The sequence below is a fragment of the Aquabacterium sp. G14 genome, from assembly GCF_037482285.1.
GTDB lineage: Bacteria > Pseudomonadota > Gammaproteobacteria > Burkholderiales > Burkholderiaceae_C > Aquabacterium.
Map to the genome: position 1 here is coordinate 26,342 of NZ_JBBEYB010000007.1, position 17,193 is coordinate 43,534.

13 protein-coding genes and 1 pseudogene are annotated in these 17,193 nt (G+C 63.5%); 7 read left to right on the forward strand and 7 right to left on the reverse strand.

Going from position 1 to position 17,193, the window contains the following annotated elements:
• Positions 1–43 precede the first annotated feature (43 nt).
• The 3 genes from WIT60_RS09205 (at position 44) to WIT60_RS09215 (ending at position 4,723) form a co-directional block, all read left to right on the forward strand.
• Positions 44–1,066, forward strand: coding sequence for an inositol monophosphatase family protein (locus WIT60_RS09205; RefSeq protein ID WP_339583649.1), 1,023 nt, complete (start codon positions 44–46; stop codon positions 1,064–1,066).
• 118 nt (positions 1,067–1,184) lie between these two features.
• The gene (mutS, locus tag WIT60_RS09210) at positions 1,185–3,899 is read left to right on the forward strand and encodes a DNA mismatch repair protein MutS (protein ID WP_339583650.1); all 2,715 of its coding nucleotides are present in this window, start codon (positions 1,185–1,187) and stop codon (positions 3,897–3,899) included.
• Positions 3,896–4,723: a proteasome-type protease gene (locus WIT60_RS09215; protein ID WP_339583651.1), complete on the forward strand. Its 828-nt coding sequence runs from the start codon at positions 3,896–3,898 to the stop codon at positions 4,721–4,723. Before mutS ends, WIT60_RS09215 begins: the two co-directional genes overlap by 4 nt.
• A gap of 19 nt (positions 4,724–4,742) precedes the next feature.
• Here WIT60_RS09215 and WIT60_RS09220 read toward each other — a convergent pair whose 3' ends face one another.
• Positions 4,743–5,471 carry a lysophospholipid acyltransferase family protein gene (locus tag WIT60_RS09220; protein WP_339583652.1) on the reverse strand — a complete coding sequence of 243 codons (729 nt, stop codon included), beginning with the start codon at positions 5,469–5,471 and terminating at the stop codon, positions 4,743–4,745.
• 176 nt (positions 5,472–5,647) lie between these two features.
• Between WIT60_RS09220 and pyrG the strand changes: the two genes are divergently transcribed.
• The 4 genes and pseudogenes from pyrG to WIT60_RS09240 all read left to right on the forward strand — a co-directional run.
• Positions 5,648–7,303, forward strand: coding sequence for a CTP synthase (gene pyrG / locus WIT60_RS09225; protein ID WP_339583653.1), 1,656 nt, complete (start codon positions 5,648–5,650; stop codon positions 7,301–7,303).
• A 41-nt stretch (positions 7,304–7,344) separates the two neighbouring features.
• Positions 7,345–8,199, forward strand: a complete 855-nt coding sequence (gene kdsA, locus WIT60_RS09230; RefSeq protein ID WP_339583654.1) for a 3-deoxy-8-phosphooctulonate synthase — start codon at positions 7,345–7,347, stop codon at positions 8,197–8,199.
• Positions 8,200–8,275: 76 nt separating this feature from the next.
• The gene (gene eno, locus WIT60_RS09235) at positions 8,276–9,559 is read left to right on the forward strand and encodes a phosphopyruvate hydratase (RefSeq protein WP_339583655.1); all 1,284 of its coding nucleotides are present in this window, start codon (positions 8,276–8,278) and stop codon (positions 9,557–9,559) included.
• A gap of 122 nt (positions 9,560–9,681) precedes the next feature.
• Positions 9,682–10,152, forward strand: a pseudogene (locus WIT60_RS09240) (transposase); the annotation flags it as partial.
• Positions 10,153–10,181: 29 nt separating this feature from the next.
• Here WIT60_RS09240 and WIT60_RS09245 read toward each other — a convergent pair.
• The 6 genes from WIT60_RS09245 to merA all read right to left on the reverse strand — a co-directional run bounded on the left by WIT60_RS09245 (position 10,182) and on the right by merA (position 17,129).
• The gene (locus tag WIT60_RS09245; protein ID WP_001138070.1) at positions 10,182–13,148 is read right to left on the reverse strand and encodes a Tn3 family transposase; all 2,967 of its coding nucleotides are present in this window, start codon (positions 13,146–13,148) and stop codon (positions 10,182–10,184) included.
• Between the two features lie 2 nt (positions 13,149–13,150).
• Positions 13,151–13,711 carry a recombinase family protein gene (locus tag WIT60_RS09250; RefSeq protein WP_003124096.1) on the reverse strand — a complete coding sequence of 187 codons (561 nt, stop codon included), beginning with the start codon at positions 13,709–13,711 and terminating at the stop codon, positions 13,151–13,153.
• A 130-nt stretch (positions 13,712–13,841) separates the two neighbouring features.
• A complete protein-coding gene (locus WIT60_RS09260) occupies positions 13,842–14,831 on the reverse strand; it encodes a DUF3330 domain-containing protein (protein ID WP_003132006.1) in 990 nt (329 codons plus the stop codon).
• Positions 14,828–15,064, reverse strand: coding sequence for a broad-spectrum mercury transporter MerE (merE, locus tag WIT60_RS09265; protein ID WP_003132004.1), 237 nt, complete (start codon positions 15,062–15,064; stop codon positions 14,828–14,830). The genes WIT60_RS09260 and merE overlap by 4 nt, the downstream gene beginning before the upstream one ends.
• Complete coding sequence (gene merD / locus WIT60_RS09270) at positions 15,061–15,426, reverse strand: mercury resistance co-regulator MerD (RefSeq protein WP_000995360.1); 366 nt, start codon at positions 15,424–15,426, stop codon at positions 15,061–15,063. Before merD ends, merE begins: the two co-directional genes overlap by 4 nt.
• A gap of 17 nt (positions 15,427–15,443) precedes the next feature.
• On the reverse strand, positions 15,444–17,129 hold the full coding sequence (gene merA / locus WIT60_RS09275; RefSeq protein ID WP_003156770.1) for a mercury(II) reductase: 1,686 nt from the start codon (positions 17,127–17,129) through the stop codon (positions 15,444–15,446).
• Positions 17,130–17,193: the final 64 nt, after the last annotated feature.

Consider the following 17,193-nt stretch of genomic DNA (forward strand, 5'->3'; position numbering starts at 1 on the left):
GCTTACCCGGTCCGTTTGTCGGCCCGGTTTCCAAGGTCAAACCATGTCGCAAACCCTGCATCCCATGCTCAATATCGCCATCAAAGCTGCCCGCGCAGCCGGGGCGATCATCAACCGGGCATCGCTCGACATCGAGCGCCTCCAAGTGGTCGCCAAGTCGCACAACGACTTCGTGACCGAGGTGGACAAGGCAGCAGAAGACGTGATCATCGCCACCTTGCTCGAGGCCTATCCCGGCCACGGCATCCTGGCGGAAGAGTCGGGGCGTGCCCATGGTGCCAAAGACAGTGACTTCGTCTGGATCATCGATCCGCTCGACGGCACCACGAACTTCATCCATGGCCTGCCCGTTTACGCGGTGTCCATCGCCTTGGCGTTCCGCGGCCAGGTGCAGCAAGCCGTGGTGTACGACCCCAGCCGCAACGACCTGTTCTACGCCTCGCGTGGCAAGGGCGCCTACCTGAACGACCGCCGCATCCGTGTGTCCAAGCGCACACGCATGCTCGAAGCCCTGATCGGCACGGGCTTCCCCTTCCGCAAAGGCGACAACTTCCAACGCTACATGAAGATGTTCGAGGACGTCATGGTGCAGTGCGCCGGCCTGCGTCGCCCGGGTGCGGCTTCGCTGGACCTCTGCTACGTCGCCGCGGGCTACTACGACGGTTTCTTCGAGACCGGCCTGAGCCCATGGGACATCGCCGCAGGCTCGCTGATCATCACCGAGGCCGGTGGTCTGGTCGGCAACTTCACGGGCGAACCCGACTTCATGTACCAGCGCGAAATCGTGGCGGGCACGCCCCGCATCTACGGCCAACTCGTCAAGACGCTGGCACAGTACACCCGCGTCATCCCTGAGGAAGTCAGCCCGCTGGACGGCGCTGCTGAGGAAGAGGATGAAAGCGATCCGGAAGACGACGCTCTGATCGCCTCGCTGCAGGAAGCCGAAGACGCCGCCCAGGCTGCCAAGCTGGCCGCCAACGGTGAAGACAAGCCCAAGCGCACGCGCATCACGGCCGCGGCCAAGGCCGCCGAAGACCGTGGCGACAAGGACGCCGCACCTTTCTGAGCGCCGCGACCGCCGTCGTCACAAAGGGCCGCAAGGCCCTTTTTTCTTGCCCGTCGCTGGCCGGCAGCGCTGACATACACTTTCGGCCCAGGCGCATTGGCGCGCCTTTGATCGCCCCATGGACCAAGCACGCACCGTTTCTCCCGCGCAGGACTTTTCTGGCCATACGCCCATGATGCAGCAGTACCTGCGCATCAAGGCCGAGCACCCGGACACCCTGGTGTTCTACCGCATGGGTGACTTTTACGAGCTGTTCTACGACGATGCCCGCAAGGTCAACCGCCTGATCGACATCACGCTGACGGTGCGCGGCCAGTCGGCCGGTGAGCCCATCGTGATGGCGGGGGTGCCCTTTCATGCGCTGGACACCTATTTGTCCAAGCTGATCAAGCTGGGCGAATCGGTGGCGATTGCCGAGCAGGTGGGCGAGGTGGGTGCCAGCAAAGGCCCGGTCGAGCGCAAGGTGGTGCGGGTCGTCACGCCCGGCACGCTCACCGACACCGAGTTGCTCAGCGAACGCGCCGATGCATTGCTGCTGGCCGTGGTCATGAGCAAGCGTGGTCGCCATGCCGAGCACGCGGTGCCCTGCGGGCTGGCGTGGTTGGGTCTGTCCAGCGGCAAGCTGGGCGCCACCGAATGCACGGAACGTGAACTCGCCAGCTGGCTGGCCCGCTTGCAGCCCGCCGAAATTCTGTTTGACCGCGAGCGCGTGCCTGCCACCCTCCAGCCCCTGCTGACCCAAAGCACGCGCAGCGTGGCCATGACCAGCCGGCCCACCTGGCAGTTCGACAGCGGCCTGGGTCTGCGCAAGCTGTGCGAGCAACTGCAAGTCAGCACCCTGCAAGGCTATGGCGCACAAGACCTCACCCTGGCCCACGCCGCGGCGGCGGCCTTGCTGAGCTATGCCGAGCATACGCAGGGCAGGGCGCTGTCCCACGTCAGCTCGCTGGAGGTTCCTCGCAGCTCCGAGCTGCTCGACCTGCCGCCCGCCACGCTGCGCAACCTGGAGCTGACCCAGACGCTGCGAGGTGAAGACTCGCCCACCTTGTTGTCGCTGCTGGACACCTGCCGCACCGGCATGGGCAGTCGCGCTTTGCGCCAATGGCTGACCCAACCGCAGCGCGACCGTGCCACGGCCACGGCACGGCACGACGCCATCGCCTGCCTGCTGACACCTGCGCAACACGACCAGGGCTACGACGCGCTGCGGGAAGCCCTGCGCCAGATGAGCGATGTCGAGCGCATCACTGCCCGCATCGCCCTGCGTCAGGTACGCCCGCGCGAGCTGGCTGGCTTGCGCGATACCTTGTTGGGCCTGCCGCTGCTGCGCGAACGCGTGCCCGATGGCGCACCCTTGCTCGCCCAACTGCACACCGCCTTGCAGCCTGACGCGCTCATCGCCCAGCGCCTGCAGGCCATGCTGATGGAGACGCCCGCCGTTCTGGTACGCGATGGTGGCGTCATCGCCACCGGCTTCGACCCGGATCTGGACGAACTGCGCGCCATCTCCGAAAACTGCGACGCTTTCCTGCTGGAGTTGGAAACCCGCGAACGCGCCCGCACCGGCATCCCGAACCTGCGCGTGCAGTTCAACAAGGTGCATGGCTTCTACATCGAGGTCACACAGGGCCAGGTCGACAAGGTGCCGCTGGACTACCAACGCCGCCAGACCCTCAAGAACGCCGAGCGCTTCATCACCCCGGAGCTCAAAGCCTTCGAAGACAAGGCCCTGTCTGCGCAGGAGCGTGCATTGGCCCGCGAGAAGTTCCTGTTCGAGCAGTTGATCGACTTCCTGCAGGCCCACATCGCCCCGCTGGGCGCCTTGGGCCGTGCCCTGTCGTCGCTGGATGCGCTGGCTGCCTTGGCCGAACGCGCTGCCACCCTGGGCTGGACCCGTCCCGAGTTCAGCATCCATCCCGGCATCGAGATCGAGAAGGGCCGCCATCCGGTGGTCGAAGCCCGCCTGATGGAAACTGGTGGCGCCGCCTTCATCCCCAACGACTGCCGTTTCGACGTCAACCGCCGCATGATGATCGTCACCGGCCCGAACATGGGCGGTAAATCGACCTTCATGCGTCAGGTCGCCCTGATCGTGCTGCTGGCCGCTGTGGGCTCCTACGTGCCGGCCGCGTCGTGTCGCCTCGGCCCCATCGACGCCATCCACACCCGCATCGGCGCGGCCGACGACCTGGCCAACGCCCAGTCCACCTTCATGGTGGAGATGACCGAAGCCGCTGCCATTGTGCACGCGGCCACCGAGCAGTCCCTGGTGCTGATGGACGAAGTGGGGCGTGGCACCTCCACCTTCGACGGCCTGGCCCTGGCCGGTGCCATCGCCAGCCACCTGCACGACAAGAACAAGTCCTTCACCTTGTTCGCCACCCACTATTTCGAGCTGACCACATTGCCGGAAAAGCTGCCGCGCGCACTCAACATGCACGTGGGCGTGGCCGAAGCGGGCGACGACATCATCTTCCTGCACGAGTTGCAACACGGCCCGGCCAGCCGCAGCTATGGGGTTCAGGTGGCCCGCCTCGCTGGCATGCCCCATTCCGTGATCAGACAAGCGCGTTCGACGCTGGAATCCCTGGAGGCACATCAGCGTCAATCCGATGACCAGATCGACCTGTTCGCCCAGGTGGAAGCACCTGGCCTCGATCTGGATGCGCTTGCGGCCCAGGGTGGCCCGCTCCTTGCTGACAACGCGGGAGAAGCGATGACCCCGGCCGAGGCACAAACCTTGTCCTTGCTGGCGAGCATCGACCCGGATGCCTTGACCCCTCGTGAAGCCCTGGATGCACTTTACAAACTCAAATCGGTGATTTCGTCATGACCTACTGTGTGGCCATGCGGCTCAATGCCGGCCTTGTCTTCCTGTCCGATTCACGCACCAATGCGGGGCTCGATCAGATCAGCACCTTCCGCAAGATGACCATTTACGAGCGCGAAGGTGATCGTGTGCTCGTGCTCCTGTCGGCCGGCAACCTGGCCATCACCCAGGCGGTGAAACAGGTGCTGGGCAGCGAAACGATCGAAGGCCCACAGGGTGAGGCGATCACCATCTGGAACGCCAAAAGCATGTTCGATGTCGCGCGCATCGTCGGCAGCGCAGTGCGCAAGGTACACGCACGCGATGCCGATGCACTCAAAAAGCACGGCATCGACTTCAACTGCAACTTGATCATCGGCGGACAGATCCAGGGCGAGACCATGCGCCTGTTCAACGTCTACGCGGCCGGCAACTTCGTCGAGGCCGGCATCGATGGCGTCTGCTACTTCCAGATCGGTGAATCCAAGTACGGCAAGCCGGTGATCGACCGCGTCGTCACCCCCGATACGCCCCTGCAGGAAGCGGCCAAATGCGCACTGATCTCGATGGACTCCACGCTGAAGTCCAACCTGTCGGTGGGACTGCCGCTGGACCTGATGGTCTACGAGGCCAACTCCCTTCAGGCCAACCAGGTCATCAACATCGACGAGTCCAACGCCTACTTCCGCATGATCCGCTCGAGCTGGGGTCAACGGCTGCGCGATGTGTTCGACTCCATCCCTGACCCCACCTGGGACAAAGACGCCAATGGCGTCCAGACACCAGCCGTAGCGCAGCAATCTCAGGCGATGAATCCGCTCAACAAGATTGCCGGCCCCAACGGCTGAGGACGTGAACCACTGACGCTCAGCGCTTCGTGGTCCCGGCCTCTCGGTCCAACTCGTCGATACAGGCCGCCATGCGAGCATGGCAGTCGGCGAGAAGCTTCGGGACATCATCGATGCTCAGACCTGTTGTCGGGATCGGTGGCAAGGAGCGGATGATGATGTTGCCGCTGTGCCAGCGATTCAGTTTCATCCCACGCACATAGTTGTTGCTGCAAATCGGGATGATGGGAACGCCGGCGTTGATGGCCATCAGGAAAGCACCTTTCTTGAAGGGCTGCAGGCCCTTGCCATGCCCCCGAGTGCCTTCGGCAAACACCCACAGCGACATGTCCTTGTGCTGCAGGGTGTCGGTCGTGGTCAGCATCGCTTTTTTGGCCTGCACCGCGTTGCCACGATCGACCAGCACATTGCCCGCCAGCCAATAAAGCTGACCAAACAGCGGGATCCATTTCAGGCTCTTCTTGCCCAGGCTCACCGTGCGGCGAGGCACCGTCAAGCCAAACACCATCAGGTCATAGTTGGAGATGTGGTTGGCGACGATCACGGCCGAGCGCACATGGTCCCGCACGGTGTCGTCTTCCAACTTGACCCGCAGCCCCAGAATCCACATGGCGGGAACCGCGTAGACCCGAGCACACAAGCGGCTGTTGTCTGGGTTGAATGGGCGACACAGGCCAATCAGCAAGCCCACCACACTGGCGATCACAAAGTGCACGGCCAGCAACAACATGCGCAACAAGAACAACACGGACTCTCCTGACTGGAGCCAGAAGGGCTCCGCGATCTGGCGCGGATTATGCGCTGACGCATGAGCCCCCCGGAACCAATTCCGTGCACCAATCCACGTCGGGCAGCAGCCCAAAGCACCTATAATGCCTCTTTACCACCGCAGCGTTCCTCGTCAAGACGAACGCTTATGCGCACATGACCAAGTTTGTCTTCGTCACCGGCGGTGTGGTGTCCTCACTCGGTAAGGGCATCGCCGCTGCGTCACTGGCCGCCATCCTCGAATCCCGTGGCCTCAAAGTCACCCTGATCAAGCTGGATCCGTACATCAACGTCGATCCGGGCACGATGTCGCCGTTCCAACACGGCGAAGTCTTCGTGACCGAAGACGGCGCTGAAACCGACCTCGATCTGGGCCACTACGAGCGCTTCATCACCACGCGGATGAAGAAGGCCAATAACTTCACCACCGGCCAGATCTACATGAGCGTTCTTGAAAAGGAACGCCGTGGTGATTACCTGGGCAAGACCGTTCAGGTCATCCCCCACATCACCAACGAGATCCAGGACTACGTGCGCCGTGGCGCGGGCGTCGGCACGCCCGATGCTGTCGACGTGGCCATCGTGGAAATCGGCGGCACCGTTGGCGATATCGAGTCACTGCCTTTCATGGAAGCTGCCCGTCAGCTGAGCCTGAAGGTCGGCCCGAGCAACGCCGCCTTCGTGCACCTGACCTACGTGCCCTTCATCGCGGCCGCAGGCGAGCTGAAAACCAAGCCCACCCAGCACACCGTGCAGAAGATGCGCGAAATCGGCATCCAGCCTGATGCGCTGCTCTGCCGTGCTGACCGCGCCATCCCGGCTGACGAACGCGAAAAGATCTCGCTGTTCACCAACGTGCCCGAGTCCGGCGTGATCTCAGTGTGGGACGCCGACACCATCTACAAGGTGCCGCGCATGCTGCACGAGCAGGGCCTGGACAACCTGATTTGCGCCAAGCTGCAACTGCAGACCAAGCCGGCCGACCTGTCTCGTTGGGACAAACTGGTGCACGAGGTCGAGCATCCGCAAGGCACCGTCACCATCGCCATGTGCGGCAAGTACACCGACCTGTCGGACTCGTACAAGTCGCTCAACGAGGCGCTGCGTCATGCAGGTATCCACAACCACGTGCGCGTCCAGATCGAATACGTCGATTCAGAGACGCTCAACCCCGACACCGTCAGCGCCCTGGCTCAGTACGACGCCATCCTGGTACCCGGCGGCTTCGGCAAGCGCGGCGTGGAAGGCAAGATCTGCGCAGCCCAGTTTGCGCGTGAAAACGGCATCCCTTACCTGGGCATCTGCCTGGGTATGCAGGTGGCCACCATCGAGTACGCCCGCCACAAGGCCGGCCTGACCGATGCCAACTCCACCGAGTTTGAGCCCAACACCCCTCACCCTGTCATCGCCCTGATCGACGAGTGGCTGGATGCAGACGGTACCGTACAAAAGCGCGATGCCTCGTCCGACCTGGGTGGCACCATGCGTCTGGGCGCCCAAAGCTCTGACGTCGCCCCGGGCACCATCGCCCACGACATCTACGGCCCCGTGGTGAGCGAGCGTCACCGCCACCGTTATGAGGCCAACGAGCGTTATCTCGACAAGCTGCGCGAAGCCGGTCTGGTCATCTCGGCCATCACCCAGCGCGAGAAGCTGACCGAGATGATCGAGCTGCCCAAGACGGCTCACCCCTGGTACGTCGGTGTGCAGTTCCACCCCGAGTTCAAGTCGACGCCATGGGACGGACACCCGCTGTTCATCGCCTACATCAAGGCTGCGCTGGACCATCAGGCCGCCGTCAAGAAGGCCTGATCGGCCACGCATCGCGAGAGCATCGCTGAAGGATACTGACCATGAAACTCTGTGGCTTTGACGTTGGCCTGAACCACCCCTTCTTTCTGATCGCCGGCCCCTGCGTGGTCGAGTCCGAGCAGTTGCAGATGGACACCGCCGGCACGCTCAAGGAAATCACATCCGAGCTGGGCATCCCGTTCATCTTCAAGTCGAGCTACGACAAGGCCAACCGCTCCAGCGGCACGTCCTTCCGTGGCCCGGGCATGGAAAAGGGTCTGGAGATCCTGGCCAAGGTCAAGCGCGAGCTGAATGTACCCATCCTGACCGACGTGCACTCTGAGGCCGAGATCCCGGCCGTGGCCGCCGTGGTCGATGTGCTGCAGACGCCGGCTTTCCTGTGCCGCCAGACCGATTTCATCCACGCGGTCGCGCAGTGCGGCAAGCCAGTGAACATCAAGAAGGGTCAGTTCCTGGCCCCGGGCGACATGAAGAACGTCATCGACAAGGCCCGTGCCGCTGCGCGCGCTGCCGGGCTGAACGACGACAATTTCATGGCCTGCGAGCGTGGCGCCAGCTTTGGCTACAACAACCTGGTGTCCGACATGCGCTCGCTGGCCATCATGCGCGAGACCAACGCCCCCGTCGTGTTCGACGTGACCCACTCGGTGCAGTTGCCGGGCGGGCAGGGCACATCGTCGGGCGGTCAGCGCGAGTTCGTGCCCGTGCTGGCGCGTGCCGGTGTGGCCGTGGGCGTGGCTGGTCTCTTCATGGAGACCCACCCGGATCCCGCCTGTGCGATGTCCGACGGCCCGAACGCCGTCCCGCTCAAGCACATGAAGGCGCTGCTGTCGACGCTGGTCGAACTCGACCGCGTCACCAAGAAGAACGGCTTCCTGGAAGCCAACTTCAACTGACCCCATACAATCGGCGGCCTGCAAAAGCGAGCCGCCTTTTCGCTTTTCAAACTATCTATCTTTTGAGGAATCCCAGATGAGCGCCATCGTTGACATCATCGGCCGCGAAGTGATCGACAGCCGCGGTAACCCCACCGTCGAATGCGACGTCCTGCTGGAAAGCGGCGTCATGGGCCGTGCTGCCGTGCCGTCGGGCGCCTCCACCGGTTCGCGCGAAGCGATCGAGCTGCGTGATGGCGACAAGAGCCGCTACCTGGGCAAGGGCGTGCTGAAGGCCGTTGAGCACATCAACACCGAAATCGCCGAAGCCGTGCTGGGCCTGGACGCTTCCGAGCAAGCCTTCCTGGACAAGACCCTGATCGACCTCGACGGCACCGAAAACAAGGGCCGCCTGGGCGCCAACGCAATGCTGGCCGTGTCGATGGCCGTGGCCCGTGCTGCCGCTGAAGAAGCCGGCCTGCCCCTGTACCGCTACTTCGGCGGCATGGGCGCCGTGCAACTGCCCGTGCCGATGATGAACGTCATCAACGGTGGCGCACACGCCAACAACAACCTCGACCTGCAGGAATTCATGATCCTGCCGGTGGGCGCGCCCACTTTCCGTGAAGCCCTGCGTTACGGCGCCGAAGTCTTCCACGCCCTCAAGAAGATCCTGCACGACAAGCACATCAGCACTGCTGTGGGCGATGAAGGCGGTTTCGCTCCTTCCGTGGCCAGCCACGAAGAAGCCATCCAGCTGATCCTGCAAGCCATCGAAGCCGCCGGCTACACCGCTGGTGAACAGATCGCCCTGGGCCTGGACTGCGCCGCTTCCGAGTTCTACAAGGACGGCAAGTACCACCTGGAAGGCGAGGGCCTGACCCTGACCGCCGAACAGTGGACCGACATGTTGGCCACCTGGTGCGACAAGTACCCCATCATCTCGATCGAAGACGCCATGGCCGAGGGCGACTGGGATGGCTGGAAGCACCTGACCGAGCGTCTGGGTAAGAAGGTTCAGCTGGTGGGTGACGACCTGTTCGTGACCAACACCAAGATCCTGAAAGAAGGCATCGAGAAGGACATCGCCAACTCGATCCTCATCAAGATCAACCAGATCGGCACCCTGACCGAAACGTTCGCCGCCATCGAAATGGCCAAGCGCGCTGGCTACACCGCCGTGATCTCGCACCGCTCGGGCGAAACCGAAGACAACACGATCTCCGACATCGCGGTGGGCCTGAATGCTGGCCAGATCAAGACCGGTTCGATGAGCCGTTCGGATCGCATGAGCAAGTACAACCAGCTCCTGCGCATCGAAGAAGACCTGGGTGACGTGGCTGTGTACCCTGGCCGCAGCGCTTTCTACAACCTGCGCTGATCTCGGTTCGCGCCGCCTGAGCCTCCCAGCAGAGGTACAGCACTCACCAACGGGGCCTTAGGGCCCCGTCAGACTGCTGACAAAGTCCCCGCTGGTCGGGGACTTTGTGTTTGAATTTCGGGATGCTCAAGCCATCGCATCCCAAGCAGAGTGAACTGGAGATGGTCACGATCGAGGAGTTGGTTCCCAAGGACCACTTGCTGCGATTGATTGACCGCCACATTGACTTCAGCTTCATTCGAGCCAGGACCGAACACCTGTACTGCAGCGACAACGGCCGACCTGCCCTCGATCCGGTGGCCTTGTTCAAAATGCTGCTGATCGGCTACCTGTTCGGGGTGCGCTCTGAGCGCAGGCTCATGCAAGAGATCCAGGTCAATGTGGCTTACCGCTGGTTTGTCGGCTTGAACCTGACCGAGCGCGTACCCGATGCATCGACCCTCTCGCAAAACCGGCGCCGCCGTTTTGCGGGCACCGGCATTGAGCAGGACATCTTTGATGCGATCGTCGCGCAGGCGATCGAGCATGGCCTGATCGGCGGGCAAGTGCTCTACAGCGACAGCACGCACCTCAAGGCCAACGCCAACAAGGGGTCGCCTCAGAAAACGGAAAATAAAGCACGCTAAGCCGGTTGCAGCGGTCGTAGCGGCCTGAACTTGCCCGCGCCGATCTTGGCGCTGCTGCGCCAGAGGTAATCGCCGGTGAGGTTGATGTGCTCCCAACCGAGCGGCGACAGGTACTGCAACAGCGCGTCATCAACGGCATGGCCGTTGCCACGCAGCGCGTGCGCAGCCCGTTCCAGATAGACCGTGTTCCACAACACGACGGCAGCCGTTACCAGATTGAGGCCGCTAGCCCGGTAGCGCTGCTGCTCGAAACTGCGGTCGCGGATTTCACCCAGGCGGTTGAAAAACACTGCCCTGGCCAGCGCATTGCGCGCCTCGCCCTTGTTCAGGCCGGCATGCACGCGGCGGCGCAGTTCCACGCTTTGCAGCCAGTCCAGGATGAACAGCGTGCGCTCGATGCGGCCCAGCTCGCGGAGCGCCACGGCCAGGCCGTTCTGGCGTGGGTAGCTGCCGAGCTTTCGGAGCATCAGGGAGGCCGTCACCGTGCCCTGCTTGATCGAGGTGGCCAGCCGCAGGATTTCGTCCCAATGGGCGCGGACGTGCTTGATGTTGAGCGTGCCGCCGATCATGGGTTTCAGCGCGTCATAGGCGGCGTCGCCCTTCGGGATGTAGAGCTTGGTGTCGCCCAGGTCGCGGATGCGCGGCGCGAAGCGGAAGCCCAGGAGGTGCATCAGGGCGAAGACGTGATCGGTGAAGCCCGCCGTGTCGGTGTAATGCTCCTCGATCCGCAAGTCGGACTCGTGGTACAGCAGGCCGTCGAGCACGTAGGTCGAATCGCGCACGCCGACGTTCACGACCTTGGTGTGAAATGGCGCGTACTGGTCAGAAATGTGGGTGTAGAACGTCCGCCCTGGGCTGCTCCCGTATTTCGGGTTGATGTGGCCGGTGCTCTCGGCCTTGCTGCCGGTGCGGAAGTTCTGGCCGTCCGACGATGAGGTGGTGCCGTCGCCCCAGTGCTCGGCGAAGGGATGGCGGAACTGTGCGTTGACCAGATCGGCCAGCGCCGCCCCGTAGGTTTCGTCGCGGATGTGCCAGGCTTGCAGCCAAGCCAGCTTGGCGTAGGTCGTGCCGGGGCAAGACTCCGCCATCTTGGTCAGGCCCAGGTTGATCGCGTCGGCGAGGATCGTGGTCAGCAACAGGTTCTTGTCTTTGGCCGGGTCGCCCGATTTCAGATGCGCGAAATGCCGAGTGAAGCCCGTCCATTCGTCCACCTCCAGCAGCAGTTCGGTGATCTTGACGTGCGGCAGGATCATTGCCGTCTGGTCGATCAGCGCTTGGGCGGTGTCGGGTACCGCCGCGTCGAGCGGCGTGATCTTCAAGCCTGACTCGGTGATGATGGCGTCCGGCAGCTCGTTGGCCGTCGCCATACGGTTGACGGTGGCAAGCTGTGTTTCCAGCAGCGTCAGCCGGTCGTTCAGGTACCGGTTGCAGTCGGTGGCCACGGCCAGCGGCAATTCGCTGGCCTGCTTGAGGCTGGCGAATTTCGCGGGCGGCACCAGGTAGTCCTCGAAGTCCTTGAACTGGCGCGACCCCTGCACCCAGATGTCGCCGGAACGCAACGCGTTCTTCATCTCCGACAGCGCGCACAGTTCGTAGTAGCGCCGGTCGATGCCGGTGTCGGTCATGACCAGCTTCTGCCAGCGCGGCTTGATGAACTCGGTCGGCGCGTCGGCGGGCACCTTGCGGGCGTTGTCGCTGTTCATGCCGCGCAGCACCTCGATGGCGTCGAGCACGTCCTTCGCGGCGGGAGCGGCCCGCAGCTTGAGCACGGCAAGGAATTCCGGCGCGTAGCGGCGCAGCGTGGCGTAGCTTTCGCCGATGCGGTGCAGGAAATCGAAGTCCTCGGGCTGCGCAAGCTTCTGCGCTTCGGTGACGCTCTCGGCGAAGGCATCCCAGGACATGACGGCCTCGATGGCGGCGAACGGATCGCGGCCCGCCTGCTTGGCCTCGATCAGCGCCTGGCCGATGCGGCCGAACAGCCGCACCTTGGCGTTGATCGCCTTGCCGGACGCCTGGAATTGCTGCTGATGCTTGTTCTTGGCGGCGTTGAACAGCTTGCCCAGGATGCGGTCGTGCAGGTCGATGATTTCGTCGGTGACGGTGGCCATGCCCTCGATGGCAAGCGCCACCAGGGTGGCATAGCGTCGCTGCGCCTCGAACTTGGCCAGGTCGGCGGGCGTCATCTGGCCACCCTCACGGGCGATCTTGAGCAGGCGGTTCTGGTGCACCGACCGCTCGATGCCAGAAGGCAGGTCGAGCGCCTGCCACGCTTTGAGGCGTTCGATGTGTTCCAGCATGTGCCGCGAATTCGGTTTGACGGGCGATTGGCGCAGCCAGGCCAGCCAGGTCGTTTTGCCGTTGTCCCGACGCTTGAGCAGATCGTCGAGGCGGCGGCGATGCGCGTCCGACAGCGGTTCGGCCAAGGCATCGTAGATGCGCCGGTTGGCTCGGGTGATTGCTTCGGCGCTCGCCCGCTCGACGGCGTTGAGGGCAGGCAGAATGACCGACTGCTGCCGCAGGTGCTCGATCAAGGTGCTGGCCAGCACGATGCCCTTGTCGGTCTGCAAGGCCATCTCGGTCAGCAACTGGACGGCCTGCCGGTAGTGGCCCATGGTAAAGGGCTGGAAGCCGAACACCGTTTGCAGTTCGACCAGGTGCTCGCGCCGGGTCTGCTCCCGCTGCCCGTATTCGTCCCAGCTTTCGACGCTGACCTTGAGCTGGTCGGCGACCAGTTTCAACAAGGGCGGAAACGGCGGCTCATCGACGCCCAGGATGACACCAGGAAAGCGCAGGTAACAGAGCTGCACGGCGAAGCCCAGCCGGTTGGCCGGGCCGCGCCGCTGCCGGATGATGGAGAGGTCGGTTTCGCTGAACGTGTAGTGACGGATCAACTCATCCTTGGTGTCCGGCAACGCCAGCAGGCTTTCGCGCTCGGCGGCGGACAGGATTGAACGACGTGGCATATTTACTGATCCGTTCTCAAGTATTGATACAGGGTTTCGCGACTGATTCCGAATTCACGAGCCAGCTTGGTCTTTTGCTCGCCAGCCTCGACACGTTGGCGCAGTTCGGCAATACGCTCAGACGACAGGGATTTCTTCCTGCCACGGTAGGCCCCGCGCTGCTTGGCGAGCGCGATGCCCTCGCGCTGCCGCTCGCGGATCAAGGCGCGTTCGAACTCGGCGAACGCGCCCATTACCGACAGCATCAGGTTCGCCATCGGCGAGTCCTCGCCGGTGAAGGTCAAATGCTCCTTAAGGAACTCGATGCGTACGCCGCGCTGGGTGAGGCCCTGCACCAGGCGGCGCAGGTCGTCGAGGTTGCGCGCCAGACGATCCATGCTGTGCACCACGACCGTGTCGCCTTCGCGCACGAAGGCGAGCAGCCGTTCCAGTTCGGGCCGCCGTGTGTCCTTGCCCGACGCCTTGTCGGTGAACACTTTATCCACCTGGATCTGTTCGAGCTGCCGTTCTGGGTTCTGGTCGAAGCTGCTGACGCGGACGTAACCGATGCGCTGACCGTGCAAGGTATCCTCCTGAGGGAAATGTGTCAGGAAGAAATCTATGACCCTTGACGGCGTATGTCAATCAATTCGGAAGGCAACTCTATTCTGACGATTTAGCGCCGGATGGTCTGACGCCAAGTTAGGGTATGCCTCAATCTGACGGTAGCGAGTCGCAGGCGTTCGGATCGGCATCGGTTTCGTTCCCTGTCTTGGCACGCGCTTCGAAGCGTTGATAACACTCCAACCCGCAGAAGTGCTCGACGTATTCCGCGCCTTCCGGGGTGAAGGCGGCATCGAGCGGGATTTCCTTGCAGCACACGCAGCAACTGGTGGTGGTCGAGTCACTTGCATTCATGGTGGCACCCCTCCATTGACTGACGAAGACGGCGAATGCCGCCGCCGGCATTGGCTTCGCGAACAGGAAGCCTTGTCCTGTGTCGCAGTCCGCTTGTCGCAATAGATCAAGACTCGCCGATGTTTCCACGCCTTCAGCCACCACATCCATGCCCAGCCCGTGCGCAAGCTGAATCACGGTGTGCACGATGGTTTGGTCGCGGCGGTCGTTGGCGAGCCCGGCGACAAACGATTGGTCGATCTTGAGCGTGCTGATTGGGCAGCACTTCAGATGTTGCAGACAGGAATACCCCGTCCCGAAGTCATCGGCGGCGAAGCGCACACCGATCTGCCGCAAGGCGTCCAGGGCGGGGAAGATCGCCGGATCACCAAACGCGACCGATTCGGTCAGCTCGATTTCGAGATACTCGGCGGGCAACTCGGCATCAGCCAGCACGCCCTTTACCCACCCGTCGAAGTCCGGTCCCACTTGGCTCGCCGAAACATTGACGGCCAGCCGGAACGGTCGCCATGCCAGCATTCGCCAGTCACGCATCTGGCGGCAGGCTTCGCCCAGCACCCAAGCGCCGATTTCAGGCATCAGGCCGGACGATTCGACCACGGGCAGGAACTGGCCCGGTGGCAATAGTCCAAGCGTCGGATGACGCCAGCGCAACAGGGCTTCCGCGCCGACAATCCCACCACTGCGCAGATCGACGACGGGCTGGTAGTGCAGTTCAAGCTGCCCGCGCTCGACCGCTTGGGCCAGTTCCGGCGTCGTCCATCCATCCGGCCGGAAAGCGCTCATTCTCTTTCCCTGAATGCCCGCAACGCCCGCGACAGGGACAGAAGGAACAGGCCGGTCAAACCGAGCGCCGCGATGACCCAATGCTCGCCGAGGAAAGCACCGGCGGTTGTGCCGGCCAGCACGACAGCGAGGATGGGCAGGTGGCAGGGGCAAGTCAGCACAGCCAGTCCGCCCCACAGGTAGCCGGTGATCGGTTTGTGCGTCTCGGACGGCAAGCGCTCGGGGTTGTTCATGGCAGACTCTCCGCGTGCTGTGCCGGCTCGGTCGGCAGGGTGGCCAACTGCACTTCCAGATCGGCCAACGCTTCGCGCCGACGCTCGACGAACTGACGCAGCAGGGCAAGCTGCGCGGCCGCTTCGTCGCCGTCCGCCGCATCCAGCGCCCGGCACAGCCGCGCCAGCGCGTCGAGGCCGATGCCCGCCTCGAAGGCCGCCCGCACGAAGCACAGCCGTTGCAAGGCGGCGTCATCGAACAAGCCGTAGCCGCCTGGTGTGCACGCCACCGGGCGCAGCAATCCGCGCAGCAGGTAGTCGCGCACGATATGCACGCTCACCCCGGCATCAAGAGCCAGCCGGGACACCGTGTAGGCGTTCATTGAACACCTCCTTTTTCTCACCCGGCGCAGCAGGAAAGCTGCTTCACATCCTTGTTGAAGGTCTGCGCCGCGAGCTTCAACCCCTCGACCATCGTCAGGTAGGGGAACAACTGGTCGGCCAGTTCCTGCACCGTCATGCGGTTGCGAATGGCCAGAGCCGCCGTCTGGATCAGTTCACCCGCTTCCGGCGCGACCGCCTGTACGCCGATCAGCCGATGGCTGCCTTCCTCGATAACCAACTTGATGAAGCCGCGTGTGTCGAAGTTGGCGAGCGCACGCGGCACGTTGTCCAAGGTCAAGGTGCGGCTGTCGGTCTCGATCCCGTCGTGGTGGGCTTCCGCCTCGCTGTAGCCCACGGTCGCCACTTGCGGATCGGTGAACACCACGGCCGGCATTGCGGTCAGGTCGAGCGCCGCATCGCCGCCGGTCATGTTGATCGCGGCACGGGTGCCGGCCGCTGCCGCCACATAGACGAACTGCGGCTGGTCGGTGCAGTCGCCGGCCGCGTAGATGTTCGGGTTGCTCGTGCGCATGCCTTGGTCGATGACGATGGCACCTTGCGCATTGACAGTGACCCCCGCTGCGTCCAGCGCGAGGCTGCGCGTGTTCGGTGTCCGACCGGTGGCAACCAGCAGTTTGTCGGCGCGCAATTCACCGTGCGTGGTGGTCAGCACGAATTCACCGTCCATATGGGCGACCTGGCTGGCTTGCGTGTGCTCCAGCACCTCGATGCCCTCGGCACGGAAAGCGGCTGTCACCGCCTCGCCGATGGCCGGGTCTTCACGGAAGAACAAGGTATTGCGCGCCAGGACCGTGACCTTGCTGCCCAGCCGGGCAAAGGCTTGCGCCAGCTCCAGCGCCACCACCGACGAGCCGATTACGGCAAGGCGTTCGGGAATGGTGTCGCTCGCCAGGGCCTCGGTGGAAGTCCAGTAGGGTGACTCTTTCAAGCCCGGAATCGGCGGGACCGCCGGGCTGGCACCCGTGGCGACCAGGCAGCGGTCGAACATCACGACGCGCTCGCCACCCTCGTTCAAACGGACGGTAAGGCTCTGGTCGTCCTTGAAGCGCGCCTCACCGTGCACAACGGTGATGGCCGGATTACCGCCCAGGATGCCTTCGTACTTGGCGTGCCGCAGTTCGTCGACGCGGGCCTGCTGCTGGGCCAGCAGCTTACTGCGGTCAATCGTAGGCACAGTTGCCGCAATACCGCCATCGAACGGGCTTTCCCGGCGCAGATGGGCGATGTGGGCGGCGCGGATCATGATCTTGGACGGCACACAGCCGACATTGACGCAGGTGCCGCCGATGGTGCCGCGCTCGATCAGCGTGACCTGCGCGCCTTGCTCGACGGCCTTCAGCGCCGCCGCCATCGCGGCTCCACCGCTGCCAATGACCGCTACCTGCACCGGGGGCTCGTTGCCACTGTGCTTTTCGGCGGCGGCCATCCATCCCCGCACCTTGTCGAGCAGTCCGACGCGGTTGTCCGCCAGTGGCGCATCGGCTAGCGTTGCCTTGTAGCCCAGTCCGGCCACGGCGGCAGTCAGCGCGTCCGGCGATGTGCCCGGCACGATGGCGAGTTGCGCTGTGCCCTTCGGATAGGACACCAGCGCCGACTGCACGCCTGGCACTTTTTCCAGCGCTTCCTTGACGTGCGCCGCGCACGAGTCGCAAGTCATGCCGGTGATTTTTAGATGGGTCATGCAACAGATCCTTTATCGTTTGTGGCGCCAGACAATGACGTCCGTTGTGCTGCGGTGCCGTTTT

Coding starts and splice junctions, on each gene's coding strand:
- WIT60_RS09205 (WP_339583649.1), top strand. CDS start 44: ATGTCGCAAACCCTGCATCCCATGCTCAATATCGCCATCAAAGCTGCC.
- mutS (WP_339583650.1), top strand. CDS start 1,185: ATGGACCAAGCACGCACCGTTTCTCCCGCGCAGGACTTTTCTGGCCAT.
- WIT60_RS09215 (WP_339583651.1), top strand. CDS start 3,896: ATGACCTACTGTGTGGCCATGCGGCTCAATGCCGGCCTTGTCTTCCTG.
- pyrG (WP_339583653.1), top strand. CDS start 5,648: ATGACCAAGTTTGTCTTCGTCACCGGCGGTGTGGTGTCCTCACTCGGT.
- kdsA (WP_339583654.1), top strand. CDS start 7,345: ATGAAACTCTGTGGCTTTGACGTTGGCCTGAACCACCCCTTCTTTCTG.
- eno (WP_339583655.1), top strand. CDS start 8,276: ATGAGCGCCATCGTTGACATCATCGGCCGCGAAGTGATCGACAGCCGC.
- WIT60_RS09245 (WP_001138070.1), bottom strand. CDS start 13,148: ATGCCACGTCGTTCAATCCTGTCCGCCGCCGAGCGCGAAAGCCTGCTG.
- WIT60_RS09260 (WP_003132006.1), bottom strand. CDS start 14,831: ATGAGCGCTTTCCGGCCGGATGGATGGACGACGCCGGAACTGGCCCAA.
- merE (WP_003132004.1), bottom strand. CDS start 15,064: ATGAACAACCCCGAGCGCTTGCCGTCCGAGACGCACAAACCGATCACC.
- merD (WP_000995360.1), bottom strand. CDS start 15,426: ATGAACGCCTACACGGTGTCCCGGCTGGCTCTTGATGCCGGGGTGAGC.
- merA (WP_003156770.1), bottom strand. CDS start 17,129: ATGACCCATCTAAAAATCACCGGCATGACTTGCGACTCGTGCGCGGCG.